Annotated in this window: 25 protein-coding genes and 1 pseudogene; 6 read left to right on the top strand and 20 right to left on the bottom strand. The window is 35.7% G+C overall.

The window, feature by feature from the left end:
• Positions 1–7 precede the first annotated feature (7 nt).
• From spxR to M1F37_RS00035, 20 genes are all read right to left on the bottom strand, one after another.
• Positions 8–1,285 (bottom strand): CBS-HotDog domain-containing transcription factor SpxR, encoded by a 1,278-nt coding sequence (spxR, locus tag M1F37_RS00135; RefSeq protein WP_247934276.1) that lies wholly within the window; start codon positions 1,283–1,285, stop codon positions 8–10.
• Complete coding sequence (locus tag M1F37_RS00130) at positions 1,278–1,829, bottom strand: GNAT family N-acetyltransferase (protein WP_247934445.1); 552 nt, start codon at positions 1,827–1,829, stop codon at positions 1,278–1,280. The genes spxR and M1F37_RS00130 overlap by 8 nt, the downstream gene beginning before the upstream one ends.
• A 15-nt stretch (positions 1,830–1,844) precedes the next feature.
• Entirely contained in the window at positions 1,845–3,104 is a 1,260-nt protein-coding gene (locus M1F37_RS00125; RefSeq protein ID WP_247934275.1) for a UDP-N-acetylglucosamine 1-carboxyvinyltransferase, read from the bottom strand.
• A gap of 461 nt (positions 3,105–3,565) precedes the next feature.
• Positions 3,566–3,793 carry a 16S rRNA processing protein RimM gene (locus tag M1F37_RS00120; RefSeq protein ID WP_247934274.1) on the bottom strand — a complete coding sequence of 76 codons (228 nt, stop codon included), beginning with the start codon at positions 3,791–3,793 and terminating at the stop codon, positions 3,566–3,568.
• Between the two features lie 132 nt (positions 3,794–3,925).
• A complete protein-coding gene (locus tag M1F37_RS00115) occupies positions 3,926–4,144 on the bottom strand; it encodes a hypothetical protein (protein WP_247934273.1) in 219 nt (72 codons plus the stop codon).
• 116 nt (positions 4,145–4,260) lie between these two features.
• Positions 4,261–4,683 (bottom strand): DUF1492 domain-containing protein, encoded by a 423-nt coding sequence (locus tag M1F37_RS00110; protein WP_247934272.1) that lies wholly within the window; start codon positions 4,681–4,683, stop codon positions 4,261–4,263.
• 674 nt (positions 4,684–5,357) lie between these two features.
• Positions 5,358–5,606: a hypothetical protein gene (locus M1F37_RS00105; RefSeq protein WP_247934271.1), complete on the bottom strand. Its 249-nt coding sequence runs from the start codon at positions 5,604–5,606 to the stop codon at positions 5,358–5,360.
• Positions 5,593–5,934: a replication protein gene (locus M1F37_RS00100; RefSeq protein WP_119942688.1), complete on the bottom strand. Its 342-nt coding sequence runs from the start codon at positions 5,932–5,934 to the stop codon at positions 5,593–5,595. The genes M1F37_RS00105 and M1F37_RS00100 overlap by 14 nt, the downstream gene beginning before the upstream one ends.
• A gap of 50 nt (positions 5,935–5,984) precedes the next feature.
• Positions 5,985–6,251 carry a hypothetical protein gene (locus M1F37_RS00095; protein WP_023935896.1) on the bottom strand — a complete coding sequence of 89 codons (267 nt, stop codon included), beginning with the start codon at positions 6,249–6,251 and terminating at the stop codon, positions 5,985–5,987.
• Positions 6,252–6,314: 63 nt separating this feature from the next.
• A complete protein-coding gene (locus tag M1F37_RS00090; protein WP_247934270.1) occupies positions 6,315–6,554 on the bottom strand; it encodes a hypothetical protein in 240 nt (79 codons plus the stop codon).
• On the bottom strand, positions 6,554–7,153 hold the full coding sequence (locus M1F37_RS00085) for a hypothetical protein (protein ID WP_247934269.1): 600 nt from the start codon (positions 7,151–7,153) through the stop codon (positions 6,554–6,556). Before M1F37_RS00085 ends, M1F37_RS00090 begins: the two co-directional genes overlap by 1 nt.
• Positions 7,154–7,236: 83 nt before the next feature.
• Positions 7,237–7,395 (bottom strand): DUF2292 domain-containing protein, encoded by a 159-nt coding sequence (locus M1F37_RS00080; RefSeq protein WP_247934268.1) that lies wholly within the window; start codon positions 7,393–7,395, stop codon positions 7,237–7,239.
• Positions 7,396–7,587: 192 nt separating this feature from the next.
• The gene (locus M1F37_RS00070) at positions 7,588–7,749 is read right to left on the bottom strand and encodes a hypothetical protein (RefSeq protein WP_247934267.1); all 162 of its coding nucleotides are present in this window, start codon (positions 7,747–7,749) and stop codon (positions 7,588–7,590) included.
• A gap of 293 nt (positions 7,750–8,042) precedes the next feature.
• On the bottom strand, positions 8,043–9,632 hold the full coding sequence (locus M1F37_RS00065; protein WP_247934265.1) for a phage resistance protein: 1,590 nt from the start codon (positions 9,630–9,632) through the stop codon (positions 8,043–8,045).
• Positions 9,622–10,140 (bottom strand): hypothetical protein, encoded by a 519-nt coding sequence (locus tag M1F37_RS00060; RefSeq protein WP_247934264.1) that lies wholly within the window; start codon positions 10,138–10,140, stop codon positions 9,622–9,624. The genes M1F37_RS00065 and M1F37_RS00060 overlap by 11 nt, the downstream gene beginning before the upstream one ends.
• A gap of 8 nt (positions 10,141–10,148) precedes the next feature.
• Positions 10,149–10,415, bottom strand: a complete 267-nt coding sequence (locus M1F37_RS00055; RefSeq protein WP_247934263.1) for a DNA-binding protein — start codon at positions 10,413–10,415, stop codon at positions 10,149–10,151.
• Positions 10,416–10,428: 13 nt separating this feature from the next.
• Entirely contained in the window at positions 10,429–10,632 is a 204-nt protein-coding gene (locus M1F37_RS00050; protein WP_247934262.1) for a hypothetical protein, read from the bottom strand.
• Between the two features lies 1 nt (position 10,633).
• Positions 10,634–10,834 (bottom strand): hypothetical protein, encoded by a 201-nt coding sequence (locus M1F37_RS00045; protein WP_247934261.1) that lies wholly within the window; start codon positions 10,832–10,834, stop codon positions 10,634–10,636.
• Positions 10,831–11,283: a hypothetical protein gene (locus M1F37_RS00040; protein WP_247934260.1), complete on the bottom strand. Its 453-nt coding sequence runs from the start codon at positions 11,281–11,283 to the stop codon at positions 10,831–10,833. Before M1F37_RS00040 ends, M1F37_RS00045 begins: the two co-directional genes overlap by 4 nt.
• Before the next feature lie 422 nt (positions 11,284–11,705).
• Positions 11,706–11,891, bottom strand: coding sequence for a hypothetical protein (locus tag M1F37_RS00035; protein ID WP_000909283.1), 186 nt, complete (start codon positions 11,889–11,891; stop codon positions 11,706–11,708).
• Positions 11,892–12,041: 150 nt separating this feature from the next.
• Between M1F37_RS00035 and M1F37_RS00030 the strand changes: the two genes are divergently transcribed.
• From M1F37_RS00030 to M1F37_RS00005, 6 genes and pseudogenes are all read left to right on the top strand, one after another.
• Positions 12,042–12,650: a helix-turn-helix domain-containing protein gene (locus M1F37_RS00030; protein WP_247934259.1), complete on the top strand. Its 609-nt coding sequence runs from the start codon at positions 12,042–12,044 to the stop codon at positions 12,648–12,650.
• 31 nt (positions 12,651–12,681) lie between these two features.
• Positions 12,682–13,128 (top strand): hypothetical protein, encoded by a 447-nt coding sequence (locus M1F37_RS00025; protein ID WP_247934258.1) that lies wholly within the window; start codon positions 12,682–12,684, stop codon positions 13,126–13,128.
• A gap of 155 nt (positions 13,129–13,283) precedes the next feature.
• The gene (locus M1F37_RS00020; protein WP_247934257.1) at positions 13,284–14,279 is read left to right on the top strand and encodes a hypothetical protein; all 996 of its coding nucleotides are present in this window, start codon (positions 13,284–13,286) and stop codon (positions 14,277–14,279) included.
• 446 nt (positions 14,280–14,725) lie between these two features.
• The gene (locus tag M1F37_RS00015; protein WP_045606907.1) at positions 14,726–15,160 is read left to right on the top strand and encodes a type II toxin-antitoxin system PemK/MazF family toxin; all 435 of its coding nucleotides are present in this window, start codon (positions 14,726–14,728) and stop codon (positions 15,158–15,160) included.
• A gap of 394 nt (positions 15,161–15,554) precedes the next feature.
• Entirely contained in the window at positions 15,555–16,718 is a 1,164-nt protein-coding gene (locus tag M1F37_RS00010; protein WP_247934256.1) for a tyrosine-type recombinase/integrase, read from the top strand.
• Between the two features lie 188 nt (positions 16,719–16,906).
• Positions 16,907–17,067: pseudogene (locus M1F37_RS00005) on the top strand (ISL3 family transposase); the annotation flags it as partial.

Raw genomic sequence — 17,067 nt, 5'->3', positions numbered from 1 at the left:
CTAGTTTCTAATTAATTTTAACGGTTACATTTGCTTTTGAAACAATCTGGTGACCGTGATAAATATCGTAATCAATTATAGCCGACCGTCTCGTATGATGGATAATTCGTGCCTGAATACGCAATATATCATCTATCTGAACAGCCTGTAAGAAGTAGATTAGCATCTGCTCGATAATGAGATTTCGACCACTATTAACAACTAAATCTTGGGTCATATGGGTCAAAATTTCTGCCAATATACCATTAGCCAAAACTCCATTCTTCTCAAGCATAAAGGGTTCCACTGTAATGACTACTTCATCATGGTGATAAGAGAGTTTCTGACCAATCTGCTCAGAAAAAGTTGGGAGAGCAGAAACTTGAGAACGACTCATCTTCTCCATAACATCTCGTCTAGTTACAACGCCAAGCAAAGTTTGATTGCTTCGAACAACTGGTACCATTTCAAAGTCTTCAGCAATCATCCGTTGACTCACATTGGCAATATTTGTCGATAATCCAACTAAAAATAGACTACGAGACATGACTTTGTCAATTGTCGTACTTGGTGACTTATCACCAGCATCTCTCATGGTAACAACTCCAACAACAACCTGATGTTGATTGATAACAGGGAAACGACTGCTACGATTCTTACGTACCAAATCTAAATAATCTTTAACAGTGTCTGTCTCTCTCAAAAAACCATATTCATGACTCGGGCGATAAAGTTTCTCAACTGTCAGAATATCAGTCTTAATTTGGACATTTGACAAGGCTTTATTGATCATGGTCGCAACGGTAAAAGTGTCGTGCTTGCTTCTTAAAACTGGAATTCCTTTTTGATTGGCCAGTTTAAGCACATCATCATGGATCTGAAATCCACCTGTAACCAGAACTGCATTTTCATTTTCCAGCGCTAATAATTGGATACGGGTACGGTCTCCGACAATCAAGAGTCCCCCATCATGAAGGTAAGATAAAATATTTTGTTCAGTCATGGCACCAATAGAGAACTTACTAAATTCTCTATCTAAACCTTCTTGCCCAGCTAGAACCTCAGAAGAAGTCACTTCTGCAATTTCAGCAAAAGTTAATCTCTCTATAGCAACTTTCTGAGATTTAACACGGATAGTACCACTTCTAGGACGGGTCTCCACAATTCCACGGTTTTCCGCTTCTTTAATGGCCCGATAGGCAGTCCCATCACTGACTCCTAGATGATTCGAAATGCTACGAACACTGACCCTTTTACCAACAGGTAATTCTTCCAAATAGCTTAAAATTTCTTGATGTTTACTCATTAAATTCTCCCTTTACAAAGCGAAACTCAAGATAATCTCGCATTTTCCTTGTATAGCGATCACTTCCTTTAAACTGACGGAACAAACGGAATCCAGCCTTAAGTGCGACTTTTTGGCTAGCTTCGTTTTCGAGATGGGTTATGATGGATAATTGTTTTAAACCAAACTCCTCAAAAGAAAGCTGACAAATTTTTCTAACAACCTCTGTCATAAATCCTTGCGACCAAGCATCTTTTCTCAAAAAATAGCCAAGTTCTGCTTCTTTTTTAATTTCATCTAGCTTTTCAAACTTAATTGAACCAATCATTTTTTCAGTTTTCTTATCACAAATAGCCCATACTCCTAAAGGAGACTTCATAAAATAATTGGCCAGTGCATATTGACTCTCTTGCAAGCTAGCTTGACTTGGAAAAATGAACTGTAAATTTTCTGGATTTGAAGCTATCTCATGGAAGTCCTTACTATCACTAAAAAAGAAAGGACGCAAATACAAGCGATCCGTTTCAAAAAAAGAAAACATTGCTAATTTGGTCCAAATATTCATAAACACCTCTACGGTTTAATCCTCAACAAGTGTAATATCCGCTCCTAGATTACGTAATTTTTCAATAATATCTGAATAACCACGTAAGATAAACTCAATATTTGTAATTTCAGTTTTACCTTCAGCCATCAAACCAGCAATGACAAGTGCAGCCCCAGCTCTAAGGTCAGTAGCTTTTACATTTGCACCGTGTAAACTACGACCACCGGTATATAAAATATGGTCGTTTGTAGTCGTAATATCCGCGTCCATCTTTGCTAGTTCAAAAACATGGTTTACTCGTTTTTCATAAATGGTATCAATAATGGTACCACGTCCTTCTGCTGTTAACAAAAGAGGAGTAATTGGTTGTTGCAAGTCAGTAGCAAAACCAGGATAAGGAGCTGTCTTAATATTGATTGCTTTCAAATTAGACTGCTCCTCAACAAAAATGCTGTCTTCAGATACAGTCATTCTCACTCCCATTTCTTCCAACTTAGCAATGAATCCTTCTAAGTGTTCATAAAGAACATTATTAATACGAATTCCCTTACCAACTGCAGCAGCTAAGGAAATATATGTTCCTGCTTCAATACGATCTGGAATCACCTGATGACGAGTTCCATGTAATCTTTCAACACCATCAATAATGATAATATTGGTTCCAGCACCACGGATATGAGCACCCATATTATTCAAAAGAGTAGCAACATCAATAATCTCAGGTTCACGGGCTGCATTTTCAATAATAGTACGTCCCTTTGCTTTAACAGCAGCAATCATCGTATTAATCGTCGCACCAACACTAACCGTATCCATGTAAATACTTGCACCATGGAGTCCTGTATCTTTGGCAGATAACTTCATGTTATCTCCCTCGTAGCTAACAGTGGCACCCATAGCTTCAAAAGCCTTAAGATGTAGGTCAATCGGACGAGGACCAAGGTCACATCCTCCAGGCAAACCAACAGTTGCTTCACCAAACCGACCTAAAAGACTTCCATAAAAATAATAAGATGCACGAAGACTATTGATTTTCCCATAAGGCATTGGAATATTTTGAACACCTCTTGGATCAATCTCTAAAACATCGTCATAACGCTTAACGGTAGCACCCATTAACTCCATGATTTCGACAAGACTAGCAACATCAGAAATATCTGGTACACAATCCAAAGTTACAATATCGTCTGCTAAAATAATAGCCGGAATCAAAGCTACTACACTATTTTTTGCGCCACTAATGGTAATCTCACCTTGCAGGGGCAAGCCACCATTGATAATAATTTTTCTCATTTTAAATTTTTTATACTCTTTCAAAATTTCTAAAAAGGTCCTATACTAAAGTATATCATAAATTCACCTTTTTTTCCATCATTTTCAATTATATTAGCTGAATCGTATTTATTGCGTAACTGAGCTTTCTTAAAAAGTTATGCCCCTTTTTTGCCCCCTGAACAGAAAAAAGGCCCTCCGGATAAAATCCGAGGGGCTAGAAACGTTGTTAAATCAACGGCCGAACTTTTGAGTTTCAAGGTTCGGGATAAAATTGTTCACTGAACTATTTTATTTTTTAAGGTTATCTTCCTATTATTAGATATTAAAAAATAGGCCTAAGCCTACTCAATATCTAACTTGATTTTCTCAAAAACTATTAAATTCAAATAAGTTGAGAAAACATAAAGGGTAACAAAAAGGAACTTAAAATGATGAGTTCAGCAGGCAAGAAACTAGCACGGTCAAACGTGCTTTTTATTTTAATAATACTGCACTTCAATTCCATCCATAATATTTATTAAAGTGTTATCTCCAATTTTTAAAGAAACCAGATCATTGAATGACGATACCTGGTATTCCTTATCTCCAATTACTACCCTAATGTCATAAACAGAATTAGGAAAAATACCACATACTTGACTCTTATAATCAAAAGAAGCGTCCCATCCATTATCATATAACGCTTGTAAATCATCTAATATCGCCATAATATATCTTGATTCTCCTTTCTTTCATCGTCTGTTAATTCCCTAGTACTCCTACTAACGAACTTACCTTATTATATACCTCTTCTAACACTTTTCAACCACAAAAGCCCCTAGATTAGTTTCTAAGGGCTTCTAATTAGGTCTGAGATATGTCACCAAAACACCGTCTCGATAGTTTTTAGCAAAGTCTAGCAGTATCTCAGCCTTGAGGCGCTCATATTGAGCCTTATCGATGTCTAACGCCTCGTATAATTGCCATAGCTTTAATCTCTCTCCAGTTCGCCTTGTAAAGAGATTGGCAAATATCTCACGTCGTAAATCGTCCAGATTGTCCCTGTAAGCCTCAATCATGCTTAATTATCTCCACCGCTTTGGCTTCAAACGCTCCATCTTGACCGTCTAGGCTCAATTTAACCAGTGAGGGATAGCTTTTCAGAAATCTGTAGGCCTGCTTTGATGTCTCGTCTTTATCGATTGGCATTTTTCACCTTGGCCAAGTTCTCAATGGCTTTTTTCTTAATTCTGTAAATTTGTACTTTGCTAAAATTTAAATCATTGCAAACCTGAGCCATAGGTAGGTTGTTCACATATAACATTTCCAAAACCAAATTTTCAACTACATCATCTAACTGATTTATCATGTTCAAAACTTCAAATCGTTCATCCATAATAGCTTGCATTTGCTCCACTATCTCATCTTTAAGTTCCAAGGTTTTCAATATCTTATCCTCGGTAGTATTGGTTTTGCTAGTTTTTACCCTTGTAGTGAATTGATTGGATCCAGATAATAGTCCATTGTCTAAACTCTGGTACTTTAGTTGCAGTCTCTGGATAAGGTCGTTCCCTCTCTTTGCTTTTTTTAGTTGTTCCTCTATTTCTTTAATGGTCAAGTTGATACTCCTTCATGGTATAATTAGTTTAAAGAGTAGTGAGGTAGAGATGATAGTGTCGCTACGCAACTTCATAGTATGAGATGACGGGACAGGCACACCGTCCACTACTCCTGAGCGCTTAGATTGTTCTAGGTGCTTTTTTCATTGTATCTGCGTTCGCTCTTGATTCAAGTCCATTCTACGTACCATTTGATAAGCGATTAAGAGACGTTTTTATCTCACTTATTTCCTTGTTATTCTGCAAGCAATTAAGGCAAGTTATTTCTTTGCTTATCTGCTTATCATTTGGTAAGCAACAAAACCAAAATAACAGACTTTTAAACCGCTCTTATTTCCCTATCATTTTGTAAGGAGAAAATCCAAATTAAGGAAGCTAATAAGTCTCCTTATCTCCTTACAGTTTTTCAGGGAGCAAAATCAAAATAAGCGATGTTATTTCCTGTCTTATTTCCTTACCGTTTGACAAGGAGAAAAACGAAAATAAGGGGCTTTTAAATTCGGCTTAACTCCCTATTGTTTTGTAAGCAATTAAGAAGGTTTATTGTCATCCTTATCTGCTTGTCATTCTGCAAGGAGTAAATCCGAAATAAGAGGGCTAAAAACTTCGCTTATCTGCTTATCGTTTCTCAGGGAGTTAAGGAGGGTTATTATTGCTTGATAACTGATAAGCTCTAATCATCCTCCAATAAAGCAAAATCATCCCAGAATATCCGCAATCCTTTTGTATTTCTAATTTCTGAAATAGCTTTTTCTGCTTCTTCTTTCGTCTGATAGACTTGTATTATATCTTTGTTCTTTCTACCCTCACGGTATCTTACCTCAAAATGTCCAGTATCAATCTGCGTCAAAAACACGGTATCAACTCCATCAACCACCGCTAACTTATTCAACTTATTCAAACGGTTTTTAATCGCCTTCATCTAGTATCTTCGCCTCTAATACTTCTAATTGCTCTACTACTTCAACCATTTCTACTGCCTTATAAGCCATGTTTAGAATGCTCTGGGCGCTCTGTTGTCTCGCATACGGGCTTACTGTCTTATCGAGCATGATTTCCCTTAATACATTGACTGCCTCAACGCTTGCATTCTGTAACAGCGTAGTAGACTCCTTGAGTTGTTCGCTACGTCTTTCACGGTAAATTCTCTTAAAGGTTGCATCGTTCAAGTAATTGTATGCCGTCTTTCTGGTGATCTCACTTAATTCACTAGCTTTTTTTACATTCCCAGTCATGAGATAATTGGCCATAAATATTTCTTTTTTTCTGCTTAATTCTGTCAAATACTAGTCACCTCACTTTATTGGTCTAATTCTGGAAACTCACTTATCCCAGTCATTTCCCTAAGTTCATCCATACGTTTTTTTGATTTCTTATAGTCTGCTAGCTTAATATCTTTAAATGGTGTTTTAATAAAATCATCCATATCTATTTTTATTTCATCTTGCTGAAAAGCAAATCTTAAACAATCCACATATAAAGATATACATTCATCGGTTGTTGCATATTCCGTCTTTCCAGCATACTCTTCTAACTTTTCTAGTCTTGCTTTTAAACTTCTAACCATTCCCCTACCTCGTGTGTAATTCTGTCTGATTTATGTAAAAAAAGGGGATTGCTCCCCTCCACATCACAAACCTAACAAACCACGTTTTTCTTTGCCCAGTAGCTTATCATATAGGGCTTTATCTTTCTCAAATAGTTCATGTCTACGCTTGTAGCCCATAGCTTTAAACTCTTCAAGAGTTACAGCTTCCTCTTCGTAAGATTTTGAAATACTTTCTACGTTCTTGGCAAGCCCTTGCAGTAAGTCAGCTTGCTTCTTCTCTTCTTCGATTTCTTGAAATAGTTGTTTATGTTCGTCTTTCATTATTGTTCTCCTTCAAAATAATTAATACGATTCACAAAATACGCCAAATCATCACTCGGATCTAAATAGCGGTGCTGACTTCCCATGTAACCAGCTACACCGCTGTAAATGTAAGGCTTACTTACTCCACTATATTCTGGAGATGTATTCAGGCGGTCAAATAACTCTTCGATACCTGTTTCTCTTACCTCATCCGCCAATCTTTTAGCGGTATTTTTGTAGTTTTCGTTATAATTCGCAATCAATTCCAAAAGTTCAATAGATTTCTGTTTGATTTCTTGGCGATGATGTTTGACTGTTTCATTTTGCTCTAATGCTGTCTCTAAATAACCTAAAGCATTGATTTTTCTGGCGTCTGCTACGATTGAGTCAATCCGTTCTTTCTCAAGCTTTGTTCTTTGCTCTTTCATATCCACAATATACTTTTCTTTTGTGTTGATAGCTTGAAAATCTTCAAAAGTTTGCAAATCCGCTTTTTTAGCTTTAATAGCCTTAACTTCTTGCTCTGCTTTCTTGATTTCCTCATCAAAGCGATCAAAAATCTCTAATTGAGTCCGCACTTTGTCCATCTGGTTTTTGACTTCTTGCAATGTTGGCATTTCTTTTTCCTCCAATCTTTCCAAAAACAAAAGAGGCATAGCCAAAATAGATTACTCTACTTTATGCTATACCTCTGATTTTTTCAGTCAGTATTCTTTTTATATTGTGTTGTTTTAGATTCCACGCTGGAGACAATCTCGCCATCTTGTATTTTTAGCGTCACGCTCCCAAACCTTGGAACCTCTAACAGTTTTATTTTACCATAATTTTTGAAATAAATAAAGCCTTCTTGTATTTCCATGTTTAGCCTCTCATGCTATTTGTATAGCACCATTACACTGGTCAATGTCCCTATCCTCTCATAGTGACCCTCTGTTGCTTCTGAATGCCTCACATCTACTACTTCAACGGTTGCCATAAAATCATTGATCTCTTTTTCAAACTCTTCTTTGCTTTCCCAATAATGATGATAAAAAACTTAGTTTTCATGTTATTATCCTTTCCTCAAATCTACATATTCAACTCTAAACGTGACTTCTTTTGAAGTGCACTTTCCCAATCTTATATCTGTCAATCTTAAATCAGGATTTTCTCCCAGCCATTCATTTAAGCTATCTAATGCTATTGTCAACTCTTTTGCGGTTACGAAATTCATTTTTACTCCTTTATTTTTCTTACGGGTGCACCACTGGTGCACTACTGGTACACTAGGGGTTGTGACCCCCATAACCCTTACAGACACAAGCGATTTAGTCTAGTAGTACACAAGGTACACCACTTTTCTTATATACTATTTATTTTTTTGATTATTCTTTTATTATTTTTTTCTTTTAAACCCTTAGTAAAGTTGTGTACCTAGTGTACCTATAGTGCTAAACCATTGATATCACTGCTTCTAAGCGGTACGCTACTAGTTGTGTACCAGTTGTGTACCTAGTGTACCTTTTACTATTCAAAAATTGAAAAATCTACTCTTAACTCTCTTCTTTCTTCTTTTATAACAAAAGTATCAAAGCGTTTTTGATTGCCAATAATATATCCGCTGACAACTTCGCCGTCTATTTTTTTTCTTTTTCTTTCCACACCTATTGTCCTAAGTGCTTTACCAGCTTCATTGTTATTTTTGCCATACGTTTTATTATAAAGTTCATCAATCGCATAGTTATCTGTTTTAGGGACAAAATCAGTCTTTTGTAGTAGGTTTATCAAAGCTATCTGAAAATCATCAAGCTCTTCATCACCATTGTAAACCTCAACATTTTTCCAGATGAATTTCTGTTCTTGCTCATTGAAATAATCAAGACTGGATAGTAAGAAACCAATACACCCTTCAATCCTTGGAGATTTGTCTGGTAGTGTAAATGCCTGCCAATATTCGGCAAAGGCTTCTTCACGCTCCAAGTCAGTTTCTCCAGATGGTCTATCTTTATACTGGATCAATACCTTGCGCCCGTTCATTTCATCTGAAAGAGATACATTCCTATTGGTATCAATACACAAAACACTAGAAAGCATGACAAGTCCTTGGTTACCACCTACCATTCTTGCTACGTGTGTTTTCTCGGTTGCAATTACTTTTAAAACACGCTCAATCTTATCTCCAATAATATCTCCTTGTTCGGTGGCTAATGCCATTTCTCCACCCGAAAACATGGCCCATGCATTTAAAGCGTCAAATCCTCGTGAAACTAGGTTATCCAGTTCAACATCGATTTTATTAAACAGTCCAGATAAGGCGATATGTCTCAATCCTTTACCAGTTCTTATTCCAGACTTGGTTATAAAGAAATTGGTTTTGTTTTTCAATCCACTGGCAACTTGTGCTATGTAGTATGTCTGTAATTGTGCATTGTGGAAACTGTCAGGGTCTTCAATAACGTAGTGTAAAAATTTATTGGCAATCTCTTTACTACTCTTAGCAGTTTCAAAATCAACTGGATAATACTTAAAAAATGAAACCTCGTTATTCAAAATACATCTGGTCAGAGTGTGTTTCTCCAAATCAATAATAAAATCATCACCAGCAATCTGAAATGGTTTTAGAACTTTGATTGGCTCAATATGGAAATGCTTATCAATTCCCTTTAAAATATCCAATACAAACTCTGTATCATGCTTAAATCCATAAAGACTAACCAGTCTTATATCGTCAATCTTATTTGCTTGTCGATTATTTACATCATACAGTTGATCATTATAGAATACATAACGCCCTAAAAGGTAATCAATCACCATCTTGGCAAAAGGTTGGAAACTGGATTCAAACTCTACTTTAATGATATCTTTATTATTCTTTTGCTTTTGCTTTATCTTAGCAGATACAAACTTTTCCTCTTTTCCATTTACATCCGTAGTATACATAATTTCGCTAGCGGAAATTGTTATCTCTTCACCTTTATATTTTATTTTATTAAAACTGTCTAAGTGATAAATATGAGCCAACTGACGCTTGTAGTCTGCCTTTTTCTTAGAAAAACCAAAATCTGCTTCAGTCCAGTTTAATCTTATGATCTCATTTAATTTGTCTCTAATATTCAAATACTACCTCCTTATAAAATATTCTTGCTACTTCTAAAAAATAGCTTGCTAGGTCTTTCCGCTTGACGATTGCAGAAAACAAATCCACCAACTGACTAAAACTGTAGCCATTTACAAATAGCAGTCGGACAAAGAGTGAAGTCTCATATCTGGTATAAATGCCATTACAAATCAGGTCAAAAATCCAGCCTTTTAACTCCACTCCAAGTCCCTGCCGTTGTTCTGTCAATTTGTTTACCTCTAATTCTTTCAAGATTGTCAGCAAGTCAGGGCTGGCCAAAGCAATATTCAAATCTCTGACCAATTCCCAGCCCTCTACTGCTTCATTTTCGTCTTTAATAGACACATATAAGCCTTTATATTGAAAACTCGTCAAAGCCTCGTCTACAGGCTCATAATAGGTAAATTTGTAGTGTTCCCCATTCTTCCATACTTGAGTAGGATTTGACTTGAGAAAGCCAAATAGGGGCATTTTCTCAACTGATATAGTCAACTCAATTATTCTCATTGCACCTCCTAATCTACTGCAAGAAAATTGTAAATATCACTCTTACGGTAATAGATTTTCTTACTGTTTTCAAAAGGCGACTGGAACGATTTCAGACCATGCTCCTGCCAGTTATTTAACGTGGTTCCACTAATACCTAACTTCTCTAACACCTCAGGTCTAGAAATCAAGTCCCAATTATCATCACGTTGCTTTTCCAGTTCCATCCTTTTACGTAAATGATCATCAATCTTTCCCAGAAACTCAAGTTCTGTTTCTCTTGAAAATAGTTGCATATTACACCCCTTTCTAATTATGAATCTTACCTGCAAGCTGGATATAACGCCCGTAGCAAGGGTTTAAATCCTCGCTAGGTGTTTCTATCGTCTGTTGGTTTTCTCGCTCAAATTGGGCGCTTTTTTTGCGGTCTCGGCGGTTTAGATAAAGCAGTAGTCCAACCAGTACCACCATACAGATTACCGATTGTGTATTGGTTAAATCTAATTCATTCATATCATGCCCTCGCTTGGTAATTCTTGATGTATAACTGTTGCACTTCATGTTCCATCTTTTGGAAAGCTTCAACTTCTTGAACGGTTACTTTTTTATTGATAAAATCAACGATAAACTGGAAAAAATTCGGATCGTTTATCTTTAAATCAGCCATGAAATCATCAAATTCTGCTTGTGTCATGTTGTCTAGGTTTAGTGTCATTGCATTGCCTCCTCAAACTTCTCTATAAGACAACTTTTATTTACTCTCTGAGTTCCATTTTCAGAGTTAAAAAGAATATCTTTCAAGGTTACAGTAGCCCCTAAATACTCCTTTTCAGCATGCTCTATATACGCCTGTTGCTCTGCTTCGCTGTCAAAAAAGTGCTTAGCTTGGCGTTTAAAGAATGCTTGTCGCATAGCATCCATTTCAAAAATACCAGGGGCGAAAAAGATTCCCGTAATGCTTTTAGAAACTGCCTCGATTTTATGACTGTCATTCAATTCAGGAAGTTCAATCCAAAGTAAACGGGATAAATCTTCTTTGATAGTTTTTGTCTGATTTGCCAATAACGAAAGTCTACTAAGCCCATTTTTTTCGCCAATTTCTCGCATTTCTGCGCTAATTCTGTCTATACGTCTAGTTAAATTCTCGTATGTTGTTTCTGTCATGTTTTTTACCTCTGTTTATATGTTTGTGTAATTGCCTTGAAGGCCTTTTAATTGTCGTTTCCTATACAGTATTAGCACCACTCCAAACGCTGGGCAGTTGCCCCAAGTTGGCGAACGCATAGAGTGATGTTTCGTGGGTATTCCCCCACATTTTTGTAAAACAAATGCTTAGAGTCGCCGTGTCAGCACTCATTTTTCAAAATCTCTCCTAATTGCTTGCCTGCCATTAGTTGTTATTGATTGAATAGTTGATTTTTGTTATAATTGAGATATAGAAAAAATATCTATATTCTTGATTCAGTCGCTTGCTCTCCTCGACCAAAATTTGAGCAAGTGACTTTTTTGTTGTCAATCCCCAGTGGTAAAGCACCATATGAGAAATCTGTAAATGTAAAATAGTATCGCGATTGGTTCACTCCTTTCTAATAATCTTCTGCAAGCCACTGCATGGCTTTTTGATAAATGCTAGGCTTTACTTCGCCACCGTCTCGGATTTTTCGATAGGTAACTTGTGTAACTCCTATTTCTTCGCCTGCTTGCTTTGCAGTCAATTTCTTGTCTGCTTGCTTTCGGCGGATTGCTTTTGCTTGTGTTGAGGTAATAAGCAATGAAGTTCCTCCTTTCTTTTGCTAACTATTGTTAGCTTCAAGTGTATTATAGCGTACTGTAGTTAGCTTATCAAGAGAAAAATGACAATAAATGTGAATTTTAGTTAGCTTTTTGTTATTTTGTGATATAATTAGAATGAGGTATTATAAATGAATAGAATTAAAGAATTAAGAAAAAAGAAAAAAGTAACTCAACAAGAAGTTGCTGAAGCAATAGGTATAACTCGTAGAGGATTTCAAAAATGGGAAAACGGAGAAAGTCAAATTAAGTCTAACAATGCTCAGCAACTGGCTGACTACTTCGGAGTAAGCGTTGGATATCTATTGGGATATGATGAAGTTCCAAAAGAATTTATAGAAGAATTAGAATTACAGTTAGATCATGTTTTGACTCAAACTGAAAAAGAAGATTTAGAAAATAATCCAGAATTAAAAAATCACTATTTATCTATTGTTCGGAACAGGCTTCTACATAATCAAAGAAAAGAGGTTGAAAAAACTGCTCAAGAATTTGACGAAGATTTTATCCGTCTACTCAAAAAGTATTCTATCTATCTTTCAGATAATCAAATTGAGCAAATTAAAGAGCTTATGAAAACAATGTCAAATATTAATAATAGATATTTGATGGTTGCAATGGGAGCCGGCTATCAAAGTGAAATGGAAATTGCTAAGGATTATGACTTCAAACAATTATTTGAATATAGCTCAACATGGAAAGAAAATTATTCTACAATGGAAAAAGAATCAGATGACTAATATAATTTGAAAAACAAAAAGGAAAATATCTATGAAAAAACTACTAACAACATCAGCTATCTTGCTTAGTGCTACAGTTCTAGTAGCATGTTCTAACAACCAATCGGCTGCCAAAGATGGCTCGGAGAAACCAAAAACCGAGCAAACTAAAGCAAATGACAAACCTGCTTCTAAAAAGGCTACTAGCTTAGACGATTTTAAAAAAGCACTAGAAAGCAACGGCTTCACTATCAAAGAAGAAATCTCAAAAGAAGCTAGTCTTATTCAAGCCGAATCAGGGAAAGGGTTCATCTTAGAAGATGATACTGCTGTAGAGGTTTACGAATACTACGATAAAAACCCAATGTTTAAAGAAGCTAAGAAAGAAAAAGAGTTAATTGGACACCCTGCTTATATCTACGGGAATTATGTTGTTTTAGTGCTTAATGCTACAGACTCAAAAGATAAGATTTTAGATAGTTTCAAAGGATTTGAATAAACAAAAAAATCCCCACACTCACAAAGTTTGGCCAGTCTGAGCGTGTATAGAGGGAAATAAAAAAGAAAGTAGATAATTACAATGGAATTAAAAGAAATTATAGAAAATATAAAAAAGAAATCCCTGTTTTAGATTCTTCTAGTGATTATTGGCTAGTGCGTGCTAACTCTGGAGAATATTATACGGATTTTAATCTAAATGGCTATATAGGTATTGGATGGAATGAGATTACCCTTGAAGATATTAGACGAGCAGATAATAACTCCAATGTATTAAAAGAAATTTTAAAAGAAAAACTAACATTTCAAGATGACTTAGAACCATCTGAAAACAAATATGGTATCACTGCAGGTCAACTGCTTCGCTTTGTAAATAACATTAAGAAAAACGATATAGTTGTTGTCCCATCTGAAGGATCTGAACGATTTTTAGTCGGTAAAGTTATTGGACCACTTTACGAACTCGATCAATATGAGCTTGAACAATACAAAAGTGAAGAGTTGACGCATAGTCGATCTGACTTTGCAAAAAGGTGGAAAGTCCATTGGTTAGGATGGTTTAATCGTTCCGATGCAGACAGCGCATTGTATAAAATGATTTATTCTCATGCAACACTATCAAATATAAATGATTATAAACCATTCATTAACCGCGCACTTTTCCCTTGCTATATTGAAGACGAAAAACTATATATTAGCTACCATGTAACAGAAGAAAAAGATATTCAAGGGGTTTATTTGGGTCAATTTGTTTATCAATATTCTCTATTAACAAGGTTGCTTTTCCCTGAAACACGAGTAGATTCAAAAATAAATGTACAGTCCGAGGGTATTATAGAACTTATTACGCATACTGTAAACTATGGACTTATAATTTCAATGATACTTGGTGGAGCAATTGTTCTGACAAGTGGGGGGAAACTAAAGGTTATGGGATTAGAACTTGAAGTCCCAGGATTAATAAATACGTATCAAGACTATCAAAAAAACAAACTCGACCGGATTAAGCAAGCAAAAGAACTAGCTGATGAACTCGGTGTACCAATATCTGAATTAGGAATTCGTATTCCGAGAAAACTAACAGCTGCTATAGAAAACAAATCAGTTGTACAACAGGCTACTAGTAATCCACCAGGTAAGTTTGAGGAATAAAAAAGTCTAACATCAGTTAGACTCGAAAGAAATAAATTTTTTTAATAAAAATGTGACAAGTGTAGTTATCGCTATTGAAAGATAGCTATTTGTGATGTAAATCGTAGTTATTGAGAAAAAAATCTTGAAAATTAAGAGAAATATAAATGTCGATACAATAAAATTTTTTAACTCTTTTTTTAACATATTTTTTTCTCCTCTCTCTTTTTAAATAATTATAACATAAACAAGTAAAAACAACTGTTTCCAAAATGAAATAGTTGACAATAATAAAAATAAATTTAACAAAAAACTTGACAAAAAGTTAAAAAAGCAGTACACTGATAATGTCAAAAGCCTTGTTCGTCAAGGATACGATATTTACTTATAAAGCCTTGTTCGTCAAGGACAAAACGGTCTGGTGTACTTCTAAGAGGTACACCTTATTTTATTATCTGGAGCATTATATGAAATTTCAACAAGGCGAAGTTTATCTAATCAACTTCCCACAAAAAGGTGGGAATGAATTTTACGGAAAACACTACGCTATCATCTTAACAATTCCTGACAAAGCTGATGGAACACTCCTAGTAGCACCTTTAACTGGTAAAAAATCAGGAAAGAAATATCGTGGTGGTATCACGATTGAAAATAGTAAATATCAAAACACTCCTTCCAAGCCAAAAGCCTATGCTTATGTCCGAAAAATCCAAGAAATAGACAAACGGAAAATCGTCTATAAAACAAAGAAAAAGACTGATAGTGATGGACAAGTAATGCTAGATGCAGCGGGAAAAGAGTTATATGATAAAGTTTATAGACCAGCTTACAAGCTAGATACAAACGACCATAAAAAACTATTAGACAAGATAAAAGAAGTTCTTGGACTAGATTTATATTAAATAAAAAATTGACTTTTTTTAAAATTAGGGTTAGAATTAAATCATAAAGTCGCTTGATGACAAAATAGATGATACTGTCCCAAGAGGACATCTCTAGCCCTGCTCTTATGAGTTGGGCTTTTAGTTTATTAAAAATCCCTGGAACCTCATCCCTAATATTTTTCTTTTAGGGTAGCCGAAAAGTCCGATTATACCAACAAAGGCGCGTGGATTCTCGGGCTTCGCTCAAGCTTCAAGCCTATATAAGCCCCATATCCGCATTTTTTCATGCTCTGGCATTATTTATCGTCTGACTGCTTAAAATCGAAAATAAGGGGTTTCTCGTAGCCCCTCGCATGGTATAAACTCAAAATCTTTCCTAATTGCTTGCCTGCTGATGGAAAAGGAGTAAACCATGAATATTACAGAATACAAAAAGAAAAACGGAACTATCGTATATCGAGCAAGCGTGTATCTTGGAGTTGATAAACTTACAGGGAAAAAGGCTAGAACTACTGTTACGGCCAACACTAAAAAGGGAATTAAAGTCAAAGCAAGAGAGGCTGTCAATGCTTTTGCTTCAAACGGCTATACAGTTAAAGATAAACCAACAATCACAACATATGAAGAACTGGTAAAAGTTTGGTGGGATAGTTACAAGAATACAGTTAAACCCAATACTCGCCAGTCTATGGATGGATTGGTTAGAGTGCATTTATTGCCCGTATTTGGCGATTATAAGCTAGATAAGCTAACCACGCCTATTCTTCAACAGCAAGTAAATAAGTGGGCTGATAAGGCCAATAAGGGCGAAAAAGGGGCGTTTGCTAACTACTCCTTACTCCACAACATGAATAAGCGTATTTTGAAATATGGCGTAGCTATCCAGGTAATACAATACAACCCAGCTAACGATGTCATCGTTCCACGGAAACAGCAAAAAGAAAAGTCTACTGTAAAATACTTAGACAACAAAGAATTAAAACAGTTTCTGAATTATTTAGATACTCTGGATCAATCAAATTATGAAAACCTATTTGATGTTGTCCTGTATAAGACTTTATTGGCAACTGGTTGCCGTATCGGTGAAGCCTTAGCCCTTGAGTGGTCTGATATTGATCTAGAAAGCGGTGTTATCAGTATCACTAAAACACTAAACCGCTATCAAGAAATAAATTCGCCTAAATCAAGCGCTGGTTATCGTGATATACCAATAGACAAAGCCACCCTGCTTTTACTTAAACAGTACAAGAATCGTCAACAAATTCAGTCTTGGAAATTAGGCCGAACTGAAACAGTTGTATTCTCAGTTTTTACAGAAAAATATGCTTACGCTTGCAACTTACGCAAACGCCTAAATAAGCATTTTGAGAATGCTGGTGTAACGAATGTATCATTCCACGGTTTCCGCCATACACATACCACTATGATGTTATACGCTCAGACCAGCCCTAAAGATGTCCAATACAGATTGGGACACTCTAACTTATTAGTGACTGAAAATGTTTACTGGCATACAAACCAAGAAAACGCAAAAAAAGCTGTCTCAAATTATGAAACAGCCATCAATAATTTATAAAGGGTGTCACGATCAGTGACTACCCTCTTACTATACTTAAAATTACTATCGGGTAACTAAAAGGGGCTCTATAATATTTGTAGTGGGTAAATCCCCTATGGATATTATGGAGCCTATTTTGTTGTAGAAAAAAAGTCCCATATGATCTATAATGAAAAGCGACAAAACAACTCATTAGAAAGAATCATATGGAACAATTACATTTTATCACAAAATTACTAGACATTAAAGACCCTAATATCCAAATTATAGATATCATCAATAAGATACAAACAAAGAAATCATCGCTAAACTGGACTACGACGCCCCATCTTGTCCTGATTGTGGAAGCCAAATGAAGAAATATGAT

Origin of the sequence: Streptococcus mitis (assembly GCF_023109105.1) — a bacterium.
Classification (GTDB): domain Bacteria; phylum Bacillota; class Bacilli; order Lactobacillales; family Streptococcaceae; genus Streptococcus; species Streptococcus mitis_BW.
Note: the sequence above shows the minus strand (reverse complement) of the source record. Positions and strands in the feature narration are given on the sequence as shown.